11 protein-coding genes and 1 tRNA gene are annotated in these 19,373 nt (G+C 46.5%); all 12 read right to left on the bottom strand.

The features are described from left to right. Positions 1–28: 28 nt before the first annotated feature. Positions 29–1,363, bottom strand: coding sequence for an MFS transporter (locus ACO0KW_RS00160; RefSeq protein ID WP_423049459.1), 1,335 nt, complete (start codon positions 1,361–1,363; stop codon positions 29–31). 139 nt (positions 1,364–1,502) lie between these two features. Beyond that, positions 1,503–3,026, bottom strand: a complete 1,524-nt coding sequence (locus tag ACO0KW_RS00155) for a tryptophan halogenase family protein (protein ID WP_423049457.1) — start codon at positions 3,024–3,026, stop codon at positions 1,503–1,505. A gap of 211 nt (positions 3,027–3,237) precedes the next feature. Beyond that, positions 3,238–6,072 carry a TonB-dependent receptor gene (locus ACO0KW_RS00150; RefSeq protein ID WP_423049455.1) on the bottom strand — a complete coding sequence of 945 codons (2,835 nt, stop codon included), beginning with the start codon at positions 6,070–6,072 and terminating at the stop codon, positions 3,238–3,240. Positions 6,073–6,810: 738 nt separating this feature from the next. Further along, on the bottom strand, positions 6,811–7,392 hold the full coding sequence (locus tag ACO0KW_RS00145; RefSeq protein ID WP_423049453.1) for a hypothetical protein: 582 nt from the start codon (positions 7,390–7,392) through the stop codon (positions 6,811–6,813). 194 nt (positions 7,393–7,586) lie between these two features. Further along, positions 7,587–9,044, bottom strand: a complete 1,458-nt coding sequence (locus ACO0KW_RS00140; RefSeq protein WP_423049451.1) for a Ppx/GppA family phosphatase — start codon at positions 9,042–9,044, stop codon at positions 7,587–7,589. Between the two features lie 312 nt (positions 9,045–9,356). After that, complete coding sequence (locus ACO0KW_RS00135) at positions 9,357–10,241, bottom strand: class I SAM-dependent methyltransferase (protein WP_423049449.1); 885 nt, start codon at positions 10,239–10,241, stop codon at positions 9,357–9,359. A gap of 137 nt (positions 10,242–10,378) precedes the next feature. Beyond that, the gene (locus ACO0KW_RS00130; protein WP_423049447.1) at positions 10,379–11,707 is read right to left on the bottom strand and encodes an MFS transporter; all 1,329 of its coding nucleotides are present in this window, start codon (positions 11,705–11,707) and stop codon (positions 10,379–10,381) included. Between the two features lie 57 nt (positions 11,708–11,764). After that, positions 11,765–12,817: a PfkB family carbohydrate kinase gene (locus tag ACO0KW_RS00125; RefSeq protein ID WP_423049445.1), complete on the bottom strand. Its 1,053-nt coding sequence runs from the start codon at positions 12,815–12,817 to the stop codon at positions 11,765–11,767. Between the two features lie 84 nt (positions 12,818–12,901). Next, positions 12,902–14,845 (bottom strand): alpha-amylase family glycosyl hydrolase, encoded by a 1,944-nt coding sequence (locus ACO0KW_RS00120; protein ID WP_423049443.1) that lies wholly within the window; start codon positions 14,843–14,845, stop codon positions 12,902–12,904. Between the two features lie 162 nt (positions 14,846–15,007). Further along, a complete protein-coding gene (locus tag ACO0KW_RS00115; RefSeq protein ID WP_423049441.1) occupies positions 15,008–17,359 on the bottom strand; it encodes a TonB-dependent receptor domain-containing protein in 2,352 nt (783 codons plus the stop codon). A gap of 628 nt (positions 17,360–17,987) precedes the next feature. Next, positions 17,988–19,043: a LacI family DNA-binding transcriptional regulator gene (locus ACO0KW_RS00110; protein ID WP_423049439.1), complete on the bottom strand. Its 1,056-nt coding sequence runs from the start codon at positions 19,041–19,043 to the stop codon at positions 17,988–17,990. Between the two features lie 213 nt (positions 19,044–19,256). Further along, positions 19,257–19,332: transfer RNA gene (locus ACO0KW_RS00105), tRNA-Lys, on the bottom strand. Between the last annotated feature and the right edge of the window lie 41 nt (positions 19,333–19,373).

Raw genomic sequence — 19,373 nt, 5'->3', positions numbered from 1 at the left:
CACTTCAATTCGACTTAACGACACGTACTTAAGCTGCTTTCACAATCACTTTTTCAGCATCATCCTGCACAACCAACGTCAACAAGCCAGCCAGCACCATACAGGCGCCGCCTAACATCAAAATTTTGACAGACTGATTTGCAAAGAAATTTTTCAAAATGGCACCCAACACCACACCAGCAACGATCTGTGGAATCACGACGAAGAAGTTAAACAAGCCCATGTAGTAACCCATTTTATTGGCGGGCAAAGCACCGGCCAAAATCGCGTAGGGCATAGTAAGTACGCTCGCCCAAGCGATACCGACTCCGACCATAGGCACTAACAACATTTCCTTGCTAGTGATCGCAAAAATACTGATCAGACTAAGGCCACCAATGACTAAACACAGTAAATGCACAAACTTGCGGCTAGTCAATTTAGCCAACATAGGCAATAGGAAAGCTGCAATCGCCGACACGCCGCCGTACATCGCAAACATGATGCCGACCCAGTTACCAGCCTCCTGGTAGCCTGCTGATTGCGCATCACTAGAGTGAAATACGCCCGCGGCAATCGATGGCGTGGTATAGACCCACATGGCGAATAAAGCGACCCACGTAAAAAATTGAACGATCGCCAGTTGCACCATCGTTTTTGGCATTTTCAAAAAGCCGCCCAAAATTTCCTTAACGGCATTACCCAAACCTTTACTAGCAGCACGTTCAGCCAAAAACGCATCCATATTTGCAGGTGCATCTTCTTTACTGAGCAACACCGTCCACAACACCGCGAGGAAATACACACTGCCGCCGACGTAAAAGGAGTAACGCACGGTATCCGGTATCGCGCCGTTCACTGGCACATTACTGACACCCAGATAATCCGTGAAAATCGTTGGTAGCAAAGAAGCGATCACGCCACCGCAGCCGATGAAAAATGTTTGCATCGCAAAACCACCGGTTTGCTGACTGGCGTCGAGTTTATCGCCGACAAAGGCACGGAACGGTTCCATGGAAATATTGATCGAGGCATCCATTAGCCACAAGACGAACACTGCCATCCACAACATACTGGAATTGGGCATTAAGAACATCGCAATCGATGCCAGCACAGAACCAACAAAGAAAAATGGGCGACGACGTCCCCATACTGGGTGCCAAGTGTTATCACTGAGGTAGCCAATCACGGGTTGCACTAGCAAACCAGTGATTGGTGCAGCCAACCACAGTATCGACAGATTATCGATATCCGCGCCGAGTGTGGCAAAGATGCGGCTGGTATTGGTATTTTGCAGAGCAAATCCAAATTGAATACCGAAGAAGCCGAAGCTCATATTCCATATCTGCCAAAATGACAGTTTAGGTTTTGCTAGTTGTTGCATAGTGTCCCCTCAAAATTTCTTAGTGATGCATTGTGCGATCGCCAGGACCTGCCATTGGATTTCGCGTTTTTGTTTGTACTTTGTATGTGCTTTGTTTGTGCGCAGTTTGTACTAATTTATTGCATAGTAAAATTCTCGACTACATCTTCGCCGCCGCACAATGCTGGGCAATATACGCAGCATGATCTGGCATGACCTTGACACATTTGGCAATCACCTCACGCACGCTTTCCAGGTATTCCAAGGTATCAGCTTCGGTCTGTAAATCAACCAAAGAGTGATAGCCTTGAACTGGCATGTTTTGCCCTTCCAAGACTTGCAACCAGCCGACCTCGGCAAACAATTCATCGTCGACGCGCAATAAACGTCCGCTGGCTTGATAGATCTCCATCTTGTGCTTGAGACTTTCTGGTATTGCCATTTCAGCGCAATTTTTCCAGAAGACGGAATCTTCACGCTGATTCAGTTTGTAATGCAAAATGACGAAGTCACGGATACGTTCGTATTCAAATTTACTTTGACGATTGTATTCGTTGATATCGACTTGATTGAAAGCCATAGTCGGAAAGAAATTGATTAGGCGCGCAATCGCAGTTTGAATTAAATGAATACTGGTCGATTCTAATGGCTCAAGAAATCCACTCGCCAAGCCTATCGCCACCACGTTCTTATTCCAGCATTGCTTACGCATACCGGTATTAAATTTGAGCAAGCGTGGGTCCGCCAAAGGCTTGCCATCGAGATTCGCCAACAGCGTTGCAGCAGCTTCATCTTCACTGGTAAATTGACTGCAGAATACGTGACCATTTCCGATCCTATGTTGCAGTGGAATCCGCCACTGCCAGCCAGCTTTGTGCGCAGTAGAGCGGGTGTACGGCGTCAATACGGATGCAGATTCGCAAGGTACAGCCAAAGCGCGATCACACGGCAAGAAATGGGTCCAATCTTCATAGCCGGTCTTTAACGTCTGTTCTATCAATAAGCCGCGGAAGCCTGAGCAATCGATGAACAGATCACCGCGAATCACGTCACCATTTTCCAGAACAACGGATTCAATGAAACCATCGCGATCACCTTGCCCATCGCATTGTTTGACCTGCGTGATCTTGCCTTCAGTACGTACAACGCCGAGTTTCTCTGCATATTTACGCAAAAATTTGGCGTACAGGCTGGCATCAAAATGATACGCATGGGCGATTTGATTCAAAGGGGAATTCTCGACTTCACGATTCGCAGGCATAAATTTGTTTGCCTTCGATGCCATACGCGTGATTGAATATTCTTCGAGTGGTGCGACCTTGCCTTGAGCGTGATATTTTTGCCAGTACTGATCAAAACGCACGGTGTAAGTGTCCTGCCCTATCGTGCCAAAACCATGCATGTATCGGTCACCGAGCTTGCCCCAATTGACAAACTCGATGCCCAGTTTGAAAGTCCCTTGGGTCTCGCGCAAGAACTCATTTTCGTCGATACCTAAGACATGATTGAAGCGCTGTATCATAGGAATTGTCGCCTCACCAACGCCGACAATACCAATTTCGTCCGATTCAATCACCCGAATTTTGTACTTACCTTGCAACGTTCTAGCGAGCGCGGCAGCCGTCATCCAACCTGAAGTACCGCCACCAACAATTACCACGTCTTTGATTAATGCATTATTCATCTTGAGTTCTCACACTGAAAAGAATGGATGGAAAATAGCACTTTGCTTCGTTGACTCTGAGCGAGCCTTTACAGTGTAGCTGACACTGAAAACGAAAGAATTATTTTCCACAAATTCTAAGATCTGACTCACTACGATGTGGTCAGACAAACGACAACAGATAAAAAAAAGACCCCTGCCATGCTGCGCAGGGGTCTGTTGTCAGCTCAGATTAGAACTTGTAGTTTGCACCGAACAAGTAAGTTCTACCGTAAGTCACTTTATTCGTGATCACGTTAGGATCTGTGTTGTATTCCTGGAATGGTGTGTTATTCCAGTTATTCGCTTGCACCAACAAGGACAAACCTTTCAACCAGCCAGTTTGGAACTCGTAGGAAGCTTGCAAATCAACCAGTGTTTCACCCTTTACCATCGTCAACTGCATGTTGTCTTGGTAATCGCTGACTTGACCTAAGAAATCAGAACGCTTACGAGCAGCCCAAGCCACTTGGAAGCCGTTTTTCTCATAGTACAAGCGCAAGTTGCTGACTTTCTTCGACAAACCTGGCAACGGAATATTCAAAGAGCTGATCGCTACGTTAGCAAAACCGAAGCCTGGCAAAGTAATTTGGCTGGACGTGTCAGAGTGATTGACCATCACACCGAAACCATCGAGGTAAGAACTAAACATATTGAACGGTACATTCAACGCCAATTCGAAACCAGAGATGCTGCCGCCTTCGCCGTTACGTGGGGATGTCAACAAACCAACCGTAGAACCTTTGTAAGCGCCCGTCAACGGCAATGGTGTCTTCGCGCTAACAAACGGAGCAAAATCAAATGTCGTTGGTGAACGGAAAATGTAAGTATCTAAAGATTTGTAGAATCCAGCAACACTGAAATAACCTTTATTGCCGAAATATTTTTCATACGACAAATCCAAAGATTTCGCCAAGAATGGTTTCAAGTTTGGATTACCACCACTACCCGTCAAGATAGGGTTGTTACCTTGTGTCGTGACACCGAATGCCTGACTTGCACGCATGTCGTCCATGTTGGCGCGAGACATAATCTTCGCAACACCAACGCGGAAGAATTGATCGTGACCTAAGTCATAAGATACGTTCAAGCTTGGCAGGATGTTGGAATACTTGGTACCGCCACCGACTACACTAGAAGGGCAAGTCGCAGCAGTGATACCTGTACAGTTCGCCAAATCAACTTGATTACCGGTAGAGGATTGATCTGTGTGAACGAGTTGTACACCGACATTACCACGGTAATTCAAGCCAAACATCTGACCATCCAAATCACCCATGGCATACGCCGTTGTGACTTTTTCGTGCACGGACCAATCTTTTGCCAATACTGATGCATCAACCCAACGTGCCAATTCATAGATAGAACCTAATGAACCTTCAGGATCGAAAGAGACGATAGGCAAGCCAGTGGTACCAGCGATACCAACCGCAGAACCTGGAACAGTTGCCGTTGCATAGCCATTGGTACCTTTAACGACCAGACGACCTTCTTGACCAGAGCGAACTTTTTCACGATCAGTACCTTGAACACCGAAACGCGCAGAAACGATAGGGCCGAATTCAACGTCACGGCTTGCCGTCAAACGGAAACTAGTCACTTTGTCGTCGACCGTAGGCAATGCAACATACCCAGCTTGTGGAGAATTCACGCCACCGCCCCAACCATCCACGTCCGTCAGTTTAGCAACGTTACGGTCACCAAAATTCAAACTAGTCGTGTACTTAACATCATTGAAATTGCCGCCATTAAAACCCGTGTAGCTGATCGATGACAGATTTTTTGCATCACCAGGTTGACCCGCAGTTGTTTCATAACGGGATGCATCTTTTTTTGCTTTGGAGTAAGCCAAATCTGCATTTAAAGTCCATGCATCTGCTTTCAAATCACTGTTCCAACCGATGGAAGTAAATTTATCTTTAGCAGACTCTTTGTGATTACGAACCACGCCTTTGTAGTTACTGAAAGTACCTGAAGTCGCTACACCATTCACGATAGTGGCGTTAGACAAAACGCCATCAGGATCATAGCCACCAGCTGAACCAGCAACTGCGCCTTCCAGACCAGTTTTCTTCAAGCTAGAGCTACCAGCTGAGTAGAACACGTCTACTGTGGATTTGAAGTTTTTGTTAGGCTTAAATTGCAAAGTCACCGATGCGCCATCACGGTCACTCTTGCTAGTTTCAGTATCCGCACCGAAACCACCAATTGTTTTAACTTTTGCGCCGTTGTAATCCACTTCTGGAGACCAACCACCCCAAGTATTAAAACGCTGCTGTGCACCGCCGTCTTCTTTAAACTTCGTAAAGCCTAAAGACAAACCGATCGTACGATCAGCAAATTGATCAACATACGAGAAAGAGACGCGGTCGCCACTACCTTCAGAGGCTGTCTGCACACCAGTACGCTGTTTGCGATATGCTGCAGAAATCACTTGCTTACCGAAATCGAGTGGCTTGAGTGTATTCAAATCGATCGTTGCCGCTAAGCCTTGACCAATCAATGAAGCATCTGGTGTTTTGTAGATCAATACAGAGCCCATCAATTCTGCTGGGAACAAATCAAATTCTGGCGCACGCGCATTACCAGTCGACGCTTGTTCACGGCCATTCAACAAGGAACCATTGAATGATGGAGACAAACCACGCACGCTGATGTCTGCAGCCTTACCTGAAGAACGGCTACGCTGTGCCGTCACACCTGGCAAACGGGCGATAGATTCTGCCACGCTAGAATCTGGCAACTTACCGATATCTTCAGCGGAAATTGCTTCGACAATAGAAGTGGAGTTTTTCTTCAAAGAGATCGCTGCTTCAATACCGCGACGAATACCGGTCACAACGACAGTTTCGGTAACAGCCTGGCCTTCAGCCTTCGCTGCCTCTTTTGCCGGCTCTGCTTGCTGAGCGTAAGCTGAACCTGCGCTCAAAGCCAACATCACTGCACATCCGGCAGCAATTGGGGTTAATTTGACCACGGCACGGTTCAGATTCGAACTCTGCTGGCGCTTAGTGAAATTCAATTCCATTTAAATCTCCAAATTTTTTTGTGACTGCAATCTAGGGGGGGAGGAACACGCACTACTTTTAAATCTTATTTTCTGCATCGAATTCGAATCGGCAAACTTTTGGTCTAAATTCAAATCTTGGATGAAGTTTGTACCAAAACTAAATTTGATGTCAACCAGAAAAAGCGAAGATTTTCGTAAGTTTTTCGTCTTACCTATGAGGATTTACACTACTACGTGGCACGAAAACCACAATCACATCAAAACAATTGATGTAGTCAAACTACATTTTATCGTTTTCATTATCAACATTTCACCAAAAAATTCAAAGCGCTTTGTATTTTTACGTGTTTTTTCCTCAAAGCGCTTTAATTTTTATCTGAAACTAAAAAACAAAACCGTATTCTTTACGATTAATATTTTCTTTTCGATAGTATTTACTTAAAACAACAGGAAAATATCTTGCATCGGCGTCAGCCATAAATCACCCGAGCGGCCACTGCAAGTAAAGCTAACCGACAATAAAAAACCAATAACTGCCAACCTTCGGCTAGTCGACTAGCTGACTAAGCCGCTAACCAGCGAACCAACGAATCAAGACTGCACCTATTTCAATATAGAAGCTGGTAGGCAATTTTCCATAAAAAAAACCGCGATGTTGGCATCGCGGTTTTTTTTAACACAGTAGTCCAAAGTGAGGCACTTACAACTTAGAGGACAATCGGGCTCAGCACCAACACAATTACTATTGAGCAGGCATTAATTCAACTTTGGGCGTCCAGCCTTCAGTGGCTGCAATTCTGCAATCATCGTCCCTAATGTACTCACTGGCGTTTCTTTCAACAATTGCAAACCAACTCGCAATAACTGGCTTTTCTTTACTTCAATGCCAGCTGCGATACATGCCCTTTTTACCTCACCCAATACGGCATACTCAGCTTCCGGCATAGTAAAGCTGTCACGGACTAGTTTCGGTTTTTTATGCTTCTCTTTTGCGACCGCCTCAACATTGACTGATTTGGTGACTGCCGCTGCTTTCTTCACAGGCACAGCTTTCTTTTCTGTTGCTATCTTTTTAGCGACAACAACTTTCGTCTCCGCTTTAGTCTGATTGACTTTCCCTACCTTCGTCTGAACCTTAGAGACAACTGGCACTTGCGATGCGGTCTTTACTACCGGCTTACGAGCTGGGGAGGTGGCGTTCTGGGTTGTGTCCTGGATTGCGGTAGTGACCGACCCCACTTGCACCTTGGCGGCTCTCGCTTTAGTTGCAATTGACTTCACGGGTACAACAGGTTTTTTTTGCGGTGACGCGGCTTTTTTCTTGATGGTGGTTACCATGTTTTACTCCTTAGAGATGAAGGCTGAATGAATAAGTGAATGTACTCGACTACGAAGCTCACTAATACTCTGAGCGTTAAGAATTTTCAAATAACTTAAATAATATAAACAATTTACATCATTAGCTTTATTTGCGCAAATGCTATACCAATTCAATCCTGTTGATGCCATCAAAAAACGCTCAGCACCCAGACTTACATACCAGCACGCACCTGAAACTCAACGCCAATTTCGCGCCAGCAGTCTATTTCTTTACGCAACCAGATGGCGACTGTCGGATGCAAACTCACCCAATCAGCCTTCAATTCCAGTTCTATCCTATTTTTCATCTTTAGACTGAAATCTTTATAGTCGAGCTCCACCCTTGAGTGCATAAAACTCACAGCCAAGCGCAATGCTAACACTGCTTTCGCAAAATCAGGGTCCACAAAACCTTCACCAACCTTGCGCAAATTACCTTTCTGGCTTAACACCAGACGACTCATCATTTTCTGTTCACGGGTAGTAAATCCAGGAATATCCGCATGTTCCACCAGATAACTGCCATGTTTGTGGTAGCTTGTATGGGAAATCACCATCCCGACTTCATGCAGCAAAGAACTCCAATAAACATAGTGATTTAACTTTTCATTCGCCGGCTTGAGTTGCAGGTACAGCGAACTAGCCATATCAGCAACCAGCTTGGCGCGTCCAAGATCAGTCCGAAACAGGTGAAGAAAATCATGCACAGCTTGTTCACGTCGGTCTCGCTTGGTAGAACGCAAATACAAATCCCACATAACACCGGTGCGCAAGCCCGCTTCGATCGGATGTAATATGTTGATATTCAACTCCTGAAACAAGCCGATCAAAATCGCCAAACCGCCTATCACCATCGCCACTCGTTCAGGCTTAATTCCCGACAAATTCAAATCATCGATCTGTCCTCTTTGTATGCAGTAATCGCGCAAGGCAATCAACTTTTCCAAAGATACTTCAGCATCACCAAAGCCGTTCTTGTACAAGGCATCGGAAATCGCTCGTACAGTACCAGACGAGCCATAGGCGTTGCGCCAAAATTCCGGTTGATAAGCTGGTGTCGCATCTTCCAATAAGGAACGTACCGTTAGGACTGCAGCCTCAAACCCGACTGCAGTAATTTTGCCATCTGGGAAAAAGTTGGCGCTATGCTTGACCGTACCGATTGGAAAAGATTCGACTTTCACAATCTCATGACCACGTCCCAAAATGATTTCGGTTGAACCGCCACCTATATCAATCACCAGACGGCGTTCAGCCGGAATTGCTAAGGCATTCGATACACCCATATAAATCAGGCGACCCTCTTCTTCACCGGAGATTACTTCGATTGGCAAACCGATAGCGGCTTCCGCAGCAGGTAAAAAATCGGCCGCATTTTTTGCAATCCGCACCGTATTAGTGGCTACCACGCGGACTGCAACAATGGGATATTCGGCCAAGATGTCTTTGAAACGCGCTAGGCAGGTGAGCGCGCGTTGCATGGCCTCAGGCGTTAAGTTGCCGCTGGGATCAAGCCCTGCAGCGAGACGAATCGGGTCGCGGGCGCTCTTGAGCACGCGTATAGTACTCCCTTCATAAGTTCCGATATGCATGCGAAAACTATTTGAACCCAGATCGACTGCAGCGAACATAAGTATTTTCCTTAAGGAGTGATTGCGCACGAACTCACATCGCGCATAGGACTACGCAAAATACATATCATCATATCTCAGGCGCGTTTGTTTTCATTCATCTGATACGACACTATCGTGTCATTTATCAAATCCTTAGATCTAAATAATATTAATCATTATTTGTGACGCAACTATGACAGTGGTGCTCAGGCCTGAAATGGAACTAATGAATATGAGATAAGCGCGTTGCGCCAAACACGAACATGCTTGGCGACAGGAAGAGTTCGATAATGAAAGAAGACATCTGAAGGTAACTCTATTCAGTTCAGATTAGCTAGGTTCAGGCAGAAAAAAACGTGGCTGCAAATTGGTCAATCCTGTCGAATTGAGGATATCCGTCAGGCGTTGTGCGGATTTGTTATTACGCCCACCTTTATACTCGGCCACGATTAATTCATTTTTCATAGAATGTTCCCAGCCTACTAGCTCAGTGACACGCACTTGATAGCCATGCGATTCCAACTGCAAGCAGCGCAATACATTGGTGATTTGACTACCAAATTCGCGCGTATGAATTGGATGGCGCCACATTTCTGAGAGTGGATTATTTTTTACTGCATCCCCTTTGGTTTTGCGCAATTCTGCAGCAACTTCAGCCTGACAACACGGCACCAAGACCATGAACTTAGCTTTCTTTTTTAAAGCAAAATCAATCGCGTCATCTGTCGCGGTATTACAAGCGTGTAGCGCGGTCACGATATCGATTTGCGCTGGCAATGCGGCAGAGCTGGTCGATTCAGCGACCGACAAATTCAAGAATTGCATCCCACTAAAACCCAAGCGTACCGCCAAGTCATGCGACTTCGTGACCAATTCATCGCGAGTTTCAATGCCGTAAATACATGAAGTATTGTCTTTACCCAGATCTTTAAAAAACAAATCGTACAAAATAAAACCTAAGTAAGATTTACCTGCACCATGATCCACCAGACTGACCGCACCTTTTTGTTCAAGCACCTGTTTGAGCAATGGCTCGATGAATTGATACAGGTGATAAACCTGTTTAAGTTTCCGACGGCTATCTTGATTAAGCTTGCCGTCACGCGTCAAAATGTGTAACTCTTTCAGCAACTCAATGGATTGCCCCGGACGAATTTCGTGCTTTTCTTGTTTTTCTGATGTTATGTGTTTCGATGGCACGGAGGCGGATTTCATGGCTGACCTTTGGGGGACTGAATCTAATTGAATCTTGCAGAATCTTACTCAAGCTCGCTATTTTACTTGATGCCCAAGCACAAAACAAAAAAGGCTCAGAATCGACTGAGCCTCTTATTAATATCATTTCCGAGGAATTAATTTGCTTGGCTTCCAGCACTCTGTAATTTCACAAATCCCACACTCATGGCCGCGCAAATCAATAACGCGCCTGCCAGACGAACGACGTTTTCAGGATTCGCCCCTAACAGACTACGATAAATTAAGGGTAAGGTAAAAATTTGTATGATCATAGGAATCACAATAAACATATTGAAAATACCCATGTAGACGCCAGTACGCTCTTTCGGGATGCTACCAGCCAACATGATGTAGGGGTTACCCATGATGCTCGCCCATGCCAGCCCAATTCCTAACATTGGCAATAGCAACAGTCTTTTGTCGTGTATTTCCGGCAGCACCAACATGCCAATTCCAGCCAGCGTCAGACAAGCTGCATGGACGATCTTGGGGCCAAGTTTTTTGGCAAAAGGGACGAGTGCAAATGCGGCGATAAAAGCAATGAAATTATAAAAGGCACCAAGCTGACCGTTGAGCAAACCCGCATCACGAAACCCCTCTGAACTTGCATCGGTGGTCGAGAAGATCGTTTTCGCAAGCGACAGCATGATGTACTGCCAATAACAAAACATGGCATACCATTGAAACAGCTTCATCCAAGCTAACTGTCTCATGGTATCAGGCATTTCTTTGATCGCAGTCCACACTTCCAATATGGTAAGTTTCACGCTGCTGGGTTGACTTTTGATCACGGCGATTTCTTCCGCACTCATCGGCAATTCTGGAGTCGTCTTCAACGACCACAACACAGACGCTAGTGAGAATACAGCGCCGATCATAAAAGCGGCAATGACGATATGAGGAATATGACTAGCATTCACCGCATTTTTATTCATGCCCGCAAATACCAATAATGAAGGCGTCAAGTAAGCCAGCGTCTGCCCCAATCCTGTGAATGCACTTTGGGTCAAAAATCCTATCGAATGTTGGTCCTTGTCGAGTCTGTCACTGACATAAGCACGATACGGCTCCATAGTGACATTATTCGCAGCATCGAGTATCCATAACAAGCTTGCCGCCATCCACAAGGTCGGGCTAAACGGCATCGCCAGCAACCCAAGACTACAGAGGATGGCACCGATCAGAAAATACGGTGTGCGACGTCCCCAGCGACTGGTAGTGCGATCACTCATCGCACCAATAATCGGTTGCACTAGCAAACCCGTGACTGGTCCGGCTAGCCATAGGTACGGCAAACTCGCTTCGTCCGCTCCGAGATAGCTGTAGATTGGGCTCATACTACTTTGTTGCAAGCCAAAGCTAAACTGGATACCAAAGAATCCAAAATTCATATTCACAATCTGCCAGAACGACAGATGCGGTTTCTTCAACTGCGGAATGTGCATGCTTGGATCTCCGATTTTTACTACGAATGGGTGCTGCAAAAATGCGCTACAAACAAACTAAACAGGCATCTGCTCAAACGCTTGTAACGCATCTTGATAAAAAGTTTTAGATTCTGCTACTGCACCACGGACACCGCAAATAGTAGTAGCGAAACGGTGTGCTGCAGTCAGCGTTTTTTCTATGGGCCAATTCGACTGCCAGCCATAAATGAAAACGGCGGCAAAAGCATCGCCCGCACCGACCGTGTCAACGATCTCAATTGCAGCAGGAGACTGATCGAGACTATGCAAACATATGCCATTCGCATCCAGGTAGAAATAACCTCTGGCGCCCAAAGTGACTATAATCGCTTGCATGTAATACTCTGCCATCACTGCTTCACAGGCTAGACGCAATCCTACTTCATCATCCTTGATTGCTGTGCCCGCCACCGCAGGGCAAGCATGCTGTATCACATAGGCCAGTTCATCCTCATTCAACTTCACCATATCGCAATAATTAAGTGAACTGATAATAGTCTCTAAACTGGCTTGGCCATCGCGCAAATTCAAGTCTAAAAACTTACTCGCGCCTTCTGTGATGTCCGCTTCTAGCAGCGCCATTAAACTAGCTTGAGATGTTTCGTTACGTTGAATTAGGGAACCAAAATAAATTAAATCGGGCGGAGCATCCTGGTAATACTTTTCCATCAAGGTTGTGACAAGTTGCGCATCGATGTAGTCATACGCCTGATCACCTAAGATATGAAAACGGTGCGTCGTCGTTGTGCCTTCGATGCCTTCGATGCCTTCAGTACCTTCACCACCTTCAATGCAGTCAGTATTGGAGGCGCTTGCTAATTCGACGACCACCCGCCCACTTGTGTGCTGCGCATCGATTTGTATGCCTTCCGCACTCAGTCCTGTGCGCGCACATTCTGCCAAAATTGCTGTTCCATTTTGATCTTGTCCTATGCGACTCACCATCAATGGTCGCGCACCAAACAAGGATAAAGTGCGGGCAACGTTGAAAGGTGCGCCACCAATGACGTTCTGTTGTGGGAACTCGTCGATTAAGGTTTCGCCATAAACCAAAATATTCGGATTTTTTATGTGCTGAGTGATAGTCATACGGGCTCGATTAAAGTGAATTCAAAAATTAACAGTAGCCTATCAAACAATATGCTCTGCTTAGAGTGCGTTAGTCTGCCATTATCAACCCTGCAAGCGCAACCAACGTTGCGAATAAGCGGACAATTCTATTGCCGCCCCTATGACTTCACCGCTTAAAACATCCACATAATGCGTGTTTGCCAGTTGATCTGAATGTTGCGTTATTTGCGTATGTGCTATTTGCGCAAAAATCTCTTCGCTGACAAGGCTCTGCGCCTCTGCACTAAAATTTCCTAAGTAAATACAATGTTCAGCACTTTGTGTGATGCCGCGAACAAAAGCTAAAATATGCTGATTTGTCGTATTGAGTAACATGCGTGGTTGATGCGCGGCGAAACAAGGCAGTTCACGCCGCTGTGCCAGCAATGCATTTAATTGATGAAACACCATGCTGGATGTACGTCTCATGTCTTGCAGATGATCTAATGCATCTTGATCAAAGTATGGGCGCTGCAACCACCGGCCATCATTTTTCCTAGCCGGGTCTGACTGGTAAGACCGATCATTCATTTGCGCAAATTCATCTCCCATATACAAGACGGGGATGCCGCCAAAACTCAGGGTCAATCCCATCATCAACATTAGACGACAAATACCGGCTTGCGCGAGCTCAGCTTCAGCGCTATGAATGCCGCATAAGGACGCTGCCATACCCACAGTGCCGTGCACAGCGTTCATATCACTCGCCTGAAAACTCAGACCATCAGCATAGCTATCCACCGCATCTGAAAAGAAACGTGAGGCATGGCGCAAGCGCAGTAACGCTAGCTGCGACCCTTCCGCACCAGCTAAGGATCCAGCAGCTTCTGCTCGCAATACATTCCAACCTATATCGTCATGACAGCGTATGTAATTCAGCCAACTAGCCTGTGCAGGTAAAGTTGGCGTGCCACGCATGACTGCTTGAATCAATTCCACATTTTGCTCTGCCAGCGCGACCCAGGAAGATGCCATCAAACTGCTGTGGTAAGCGATGTGACATTCTTTGACGCCACGCTGCTCATCACCGAGGTAGGCCGGTAAGTCTGCAGTTGCAACGATTGCCTCTGCCTTCAACAAAACGCCAGGCGCTGCGATTTCTATGATGTCACGCAAGGCTTGTAACAATAAATGTGCCTCTGCCTGATTCATACAATTGGTACCAAGTCGCTTCCACAAAAATGCCGTGGAATCGAGGCGGAAGGCTTCAATACCAAGATTCGCCATCCCCAATAGTGCCATCACAATCTCTGTGAACACCTGTGGATTACTGTAATTCAGATCCCATTGATATGGATAAAAAGTGGTCCAAACCCACGCTTGTAATTCCGGACTAAAGCTAAAATTTCCAGGTGCTGCTTGCGGAAAAATTTGACCCACTGTTTGTTCATATTGATCGGGAATTTGTCGATCAGGGAAAGTATGAAAAAAGGCCCTATACTGCGCATCACCCGCTTTAGCTGCTAGCGCCCAGGGATGATCGTCCGCAACATGATTTAGCACAAAGTCGGCGCACAGCGAGATTTTCTGCTCTCGTAATGCACTGGTTAACTCACGCAAGTCTTCGAGTGTCCCCAGCCGCCCCTCTATCTCTTCAAAACTGGCGACGGCAAAACCACCATCATTCTCACCTTCACGCGAACGAAAAAATGGCAGTAAATGTAGATACCGCACGCCTAATTTCACCAAGTGCGGAATCCGCTGCTTCACACCTTGCAGGTCGCCCGCAAAGCGATCAACGTAAGTGCAATACCCGAGCATGTCTTGCTGCAAAAACCAATCAGGATCTTGCAAACGTTGCTGATCAAGCGCCAATAAAACCGAGCTTCGCTGTTGTGCCACCTCGGAAATTTTCTCCAACAGTGTCTCCAGCCATGCATCAAACCCTTGATCACTACCATACACCGTCGCCAATTTCTGCCGTAAGCCGGGCGTATAGCGCGCCAATCGTTGCTGCAAGGGAGTTGGAGCTGTGGTTGAAGGTAATAAAGACGGGAAACCGTTCATAGCAGGATCAGACAATTAGGTATCACAAACAAAAGGATCTAAGAAAAAAATAGAACCCGAGGCAAACCAACAGACAACACAAACTCAAGAAAAATTGGCGACAGAATCAAACTTCACTTCCAATTCCGTCGCCTCCAAACTCACTCTAGCCGAACGAATAAATCAAAAAGAATAAGTCAAAGTCGCGCGAATGGAACGTCCGTTCACAGAACGCGCAGCGTGACCATCACCTTCAATCTCGGTGTAACCGATCGCATTGAATAAGTTATTCGCATTCAATGCAGCTTTCACACGATCGTTAATTTGATAATTGATGAAGGCATTCACCACATTAAAGCCGGGCATAGTAATCGTGTTGTTATCGTCGCCCCATGACTTTGAGGTACCAATGACACTCGCGCCGAACACTACGTCACCCGTAGTAAAAGTCGGAGTCAATTGATAAACCGTCTTTGCCTGTCGGCGCGGTGTTTTACCGATAATAGATTTATCGTTCGCATTGACGATCGTCGCGTTCGTGACGGTTGCGCCACCGCTCAGACGAAAAGCACCGAGACGATAGCTGACTTCGATTTCTGTGCCCTTTGCGTCATAGCTATTCGCCGTAAATTTTTGCGTAGTCGCTTCGAAATTAGACTCATCGGTCTTCGCTTGAAAGAAAGTCACAAAGCTATTGAAATCACCCCCCTTCCATTTAAAGCCAGCTTCGTTTTGCTTCACGATATTGGTGCTGATTGGTACGGACCCATCGAGTGGATTGCCAAACATCACACGGTCCGCATTAAATGCAATGCCTTCACTGGTACGCGCAAAAAATGCCAGATTTTTGTCCAGACTAAAGTTCACCCCAGCAGAATAAGAAGTGTGATTAACAGAATAATCTACCGTTTTCGAGTTGACCTGCTGATATACCTGCTTTACCGCCTGATTATATGTACCGGAAGCATCTTGTTGATCGTGGCGGATGCTAGCATCAAGATTCCATGCGCCACTTTCAAAACCGACTGTCGCATACGGTGCAGTCGTTTTATATTGCGCATCGATCGCACGATTGCAGCAACCACCCCACACGTCAGTACCCTGAGCTAACAAACCTGGTGAGCCTGCTACCGTCGCAGCGGAATTGAGTAAGGCAGGTTTGTCACCTGTGGCCTGCAACAAATAGTGGTTAAAATTCCAGGTCAAGGACACGTTTTGCAGAGACGTAAACAAACCGCCCGTGAACGCCAATTTACCATCACCGAAGGCAAAACTATTTGATAGACGCAGATCATTAACGGTGCTGCCTAAGTCATCTAAGGAAGTATTAAAAACAGCCGCAGTGATTGCCGTGCCAGTATAGGCTTTACCCGCATTTGGACCAGTGGCATACGTCATGGTCTTTTGTGAATTACCGTTATCAGCCGGGAAGATGGAAATAAACCGACCGCTATTGGTCGATTTGCGGAATTTCTCATCCAGCGTCCAACCACTACCGAGATTCAAAGAGGCTTCTGCGCCAAACGCATTATTTGTCACTTGCAAACCATTGTTGATGTTGGTGGCAATGCGTTGATTGTTTTTGTCGAGAACTATATCTTTCACCCAGTACGGCGAATAGAAGCTAGCAGTACGCGGATCGATTCCTGGCATTTCTGAAATCACACCATTGGTGGTCTTCACAGGAACAGGCATATTCATCGGCGTTTTGTCGTCGAGATGCTTGAAACTTAAGCGGACGTAGCCGTTGTCCAGCTCACGCGTGATATTCGCACGCAATTGACCTCCATCTTCCGCAGTCATACCGGCTGGACGGGTGCTATCGCCAACGCGGTAGTAGCCACCGATGAAGACCCTGGTTTTATCAGAGACGGCAGCACCATAATCAAAATCGTAGCGAGTTTGGTTAAAGTCCAGACCTTTGGTAATACCAATACTACCGCCCTTTTCTTTACCACTACGAGTGATGAAATTGATGATGCCACCTGGTGCATTGGTCGCTAAAGTGGACGCAGATCCACCACGAACGACCTCCAGATGACTCAATCCACCATCGGCGCGCAAATACATATCGGGCGTTGCAAAAGCGATATCACCAAATTGCAGGACAGGCAAACCATCCTCCTGAAACTGCACGTAGCGTGCACCGCCCGCCGACACTGGCACTCCACGTACGGTCAGATTTGCGTTGCCCTCCCCCCCGGAAGATTCAGCGCGTACACCTGGAATAGACCGTAAAATTTCTGCCGCATTGGTCGGCGACGACTGCATGATTTGTTCGGATTCAAGCGTACTGACAGACACACTGGCCTTCATCTTGGATTTGCCGATTGCCGTACCTGTGACGACCACGGTTTCGAGATTCAAACCATCTTTGTCCTTCGCTGGTACCGCGGATTGCGCTTGCGACTGCGCACTTGTCATCGCCATCACTGCGATGGCAAATGAAACGGCGCTGGTCATCTTGCTCGTTCTACGCGCTGCCGTTAATTGCGCCGTTGATTTTTCTTTGAATAATTTTGCTGATACCTGCATGGAAGTCTCCTTGGTGTTCAATTAAAACGCTACATGCCTATGCATGTCAGCCTTGTTCAATTCAGTAAGAACTCTTTTGCAGGCACTTTTGGCACCCGACCATCCTCGCGTTAATCCGCTGGTACGGCATCGTCGAATCAAGTAACTATTTCACTCAATGCACGATTACAGTTTTTCTTTACCGATGAAACGCATTATGGTTCACAAAAATAGTTTATGCAATCGATTGCATAAACTATTTATTGTGCGAAGCAACAATAAAATATGGATGGAGATGTATCAATAGGGCTATTAAAACTGAGGTTATGAAACGAATATAAATACGCTCAAATTACAATAACAAAACTTGTTAAATCAATGACTTATATGCTTAAAAATACGGTTTTAGTAGGACGTTGTCGACGAATTTGTGCGGCGCATTCTAGGGAGGCTGCGCAGTCTATATTTAGCGTAAGGATGCGAAGCTTCGGGAGACCAAAACTGCAACAGATTGCAAACGATTGCAACAACTTGAAAAGTATTGTGAATGGCTGGAAATTCTCATCTTCAGAGTAGCCACACCAGCACTAACCTGGCACCGTACATATTCTGTACGGTGGCAAGCAATTAAAAAAGAGGGAAAATTTAATCAAGCGCTCGACTGACGAACTACCAACTCAGTCGACAATAGTACGGGAGCTACTGTATGCGCTTCCGCCAACGCAAGTACCGATGAGACTAAGGCTTCTCCAGCTGCCATCAGAGGCTGGCGTATCGTGGTCAACGGCGGATGGAAATAGCGCGCCAATTCAATATCATCGTAACCAACCACCGCGACTTGATCTGGCACTACCCAACTCTGTTGGCGCAGTGAATTAATGGCAGTCATTGCCAACAAATCACTACAGGCGAATAGCGCATCGAATGCTACATCGCGCGCCAACAACTGCGCAACCGCCGCTCGCCCACCTTGCTCGGTAAACACAGCGGGCACCAGCAAACTTTCATCGACAGCGATATGATGCTGAGCCAATGCCTGTTGATAACCCCTAAATCGATCTGCTACTTCGGGCAATTGGGTATCACCAAAAAAAGCAATACGTTGTCGGCCTTTTTTCAATAAATGCTCGGTCGCCAAAAAGCCACCCGCCACATTGTCACTACCGACCGTAACATACATCTGCTGTGGAATCTGCGCACCCCAGACCACGATAGGAACGCGTCTGGCAGCCATCTGATTCAACTGGTCGTGATGTCGCCATTGCCCGATCAAGATCACGCCGATAGCCCGACCAGTATCAAATATCTGTGCAGCCGCATCTAGCTCATCCGCACTCACCCGCGTCAGCAGCATGTCGTAGCCCTTATCAGTCAAGGCATCGGCAATACTCCCAAGAATGCTCAGAAAAAAAGGATCCGACAAATGTTGGCGCGAAGCGCTGTCAAATGGCACCACTACCGCTACCGTACGATTCTGCCCAAGCCTTAAATTTTGTGCGCCGACATTAATCGAGTAATTCAAGGACTTGGCCAATTGTTCAATTCGCGTCCGAGTCTCCTCATTGATCAAAGGACTTTTATTCAAAGCGCGCGAAACAGTGGAGGTAGAAACACCCGCCAGGCGAGCGATGTCCGCCATTTGCAAACGTTTTTGTTCTGATACAGAGATGGGAGGTGTCGCAGATGTGACGGACTTCTTATTCATTGGCGAGATCGATGAGTGAGTACTTATCTAAGTATCCCACAAAACCTAGCATCTGCTTTCATGCAAATACAGAATTAGCGGAGGAATAAGCTGCAACGCAAATCGAGAAAAAGAACTAAATGCGAAATAGAGGGAGAATTGGAGGTAGAATGAGACTTCCTTTGGTGCAACAAACAAAAAAAAGACCCAGCCATCGCTGAGTCTTTTTTGTTTTGGTAGGCCGTGCGGGATTCGAACCTGCGACCAACGGATTAAAAGTCCGCTGCTCTACCAGCTGAGCTAACGACCCAAAACTTGCTGCAATTTACCAGACATTTTCAAAACTTTGAC

Source organism: Undibacterium sp. Ji22W, from assembly GCF_049340305.1.
In the GTDB taxonomy this organism is placed as follows: Bacteria; Pseudomonadota; Gammaproteobacteria; order Burkholderiales; family Burkholderiaceae_D; genus Undibacterium.
Note: the sequence above shows the minus strand (reverse complement) of the source record. Positions and strands in the feature narration are given on the sequence as shown.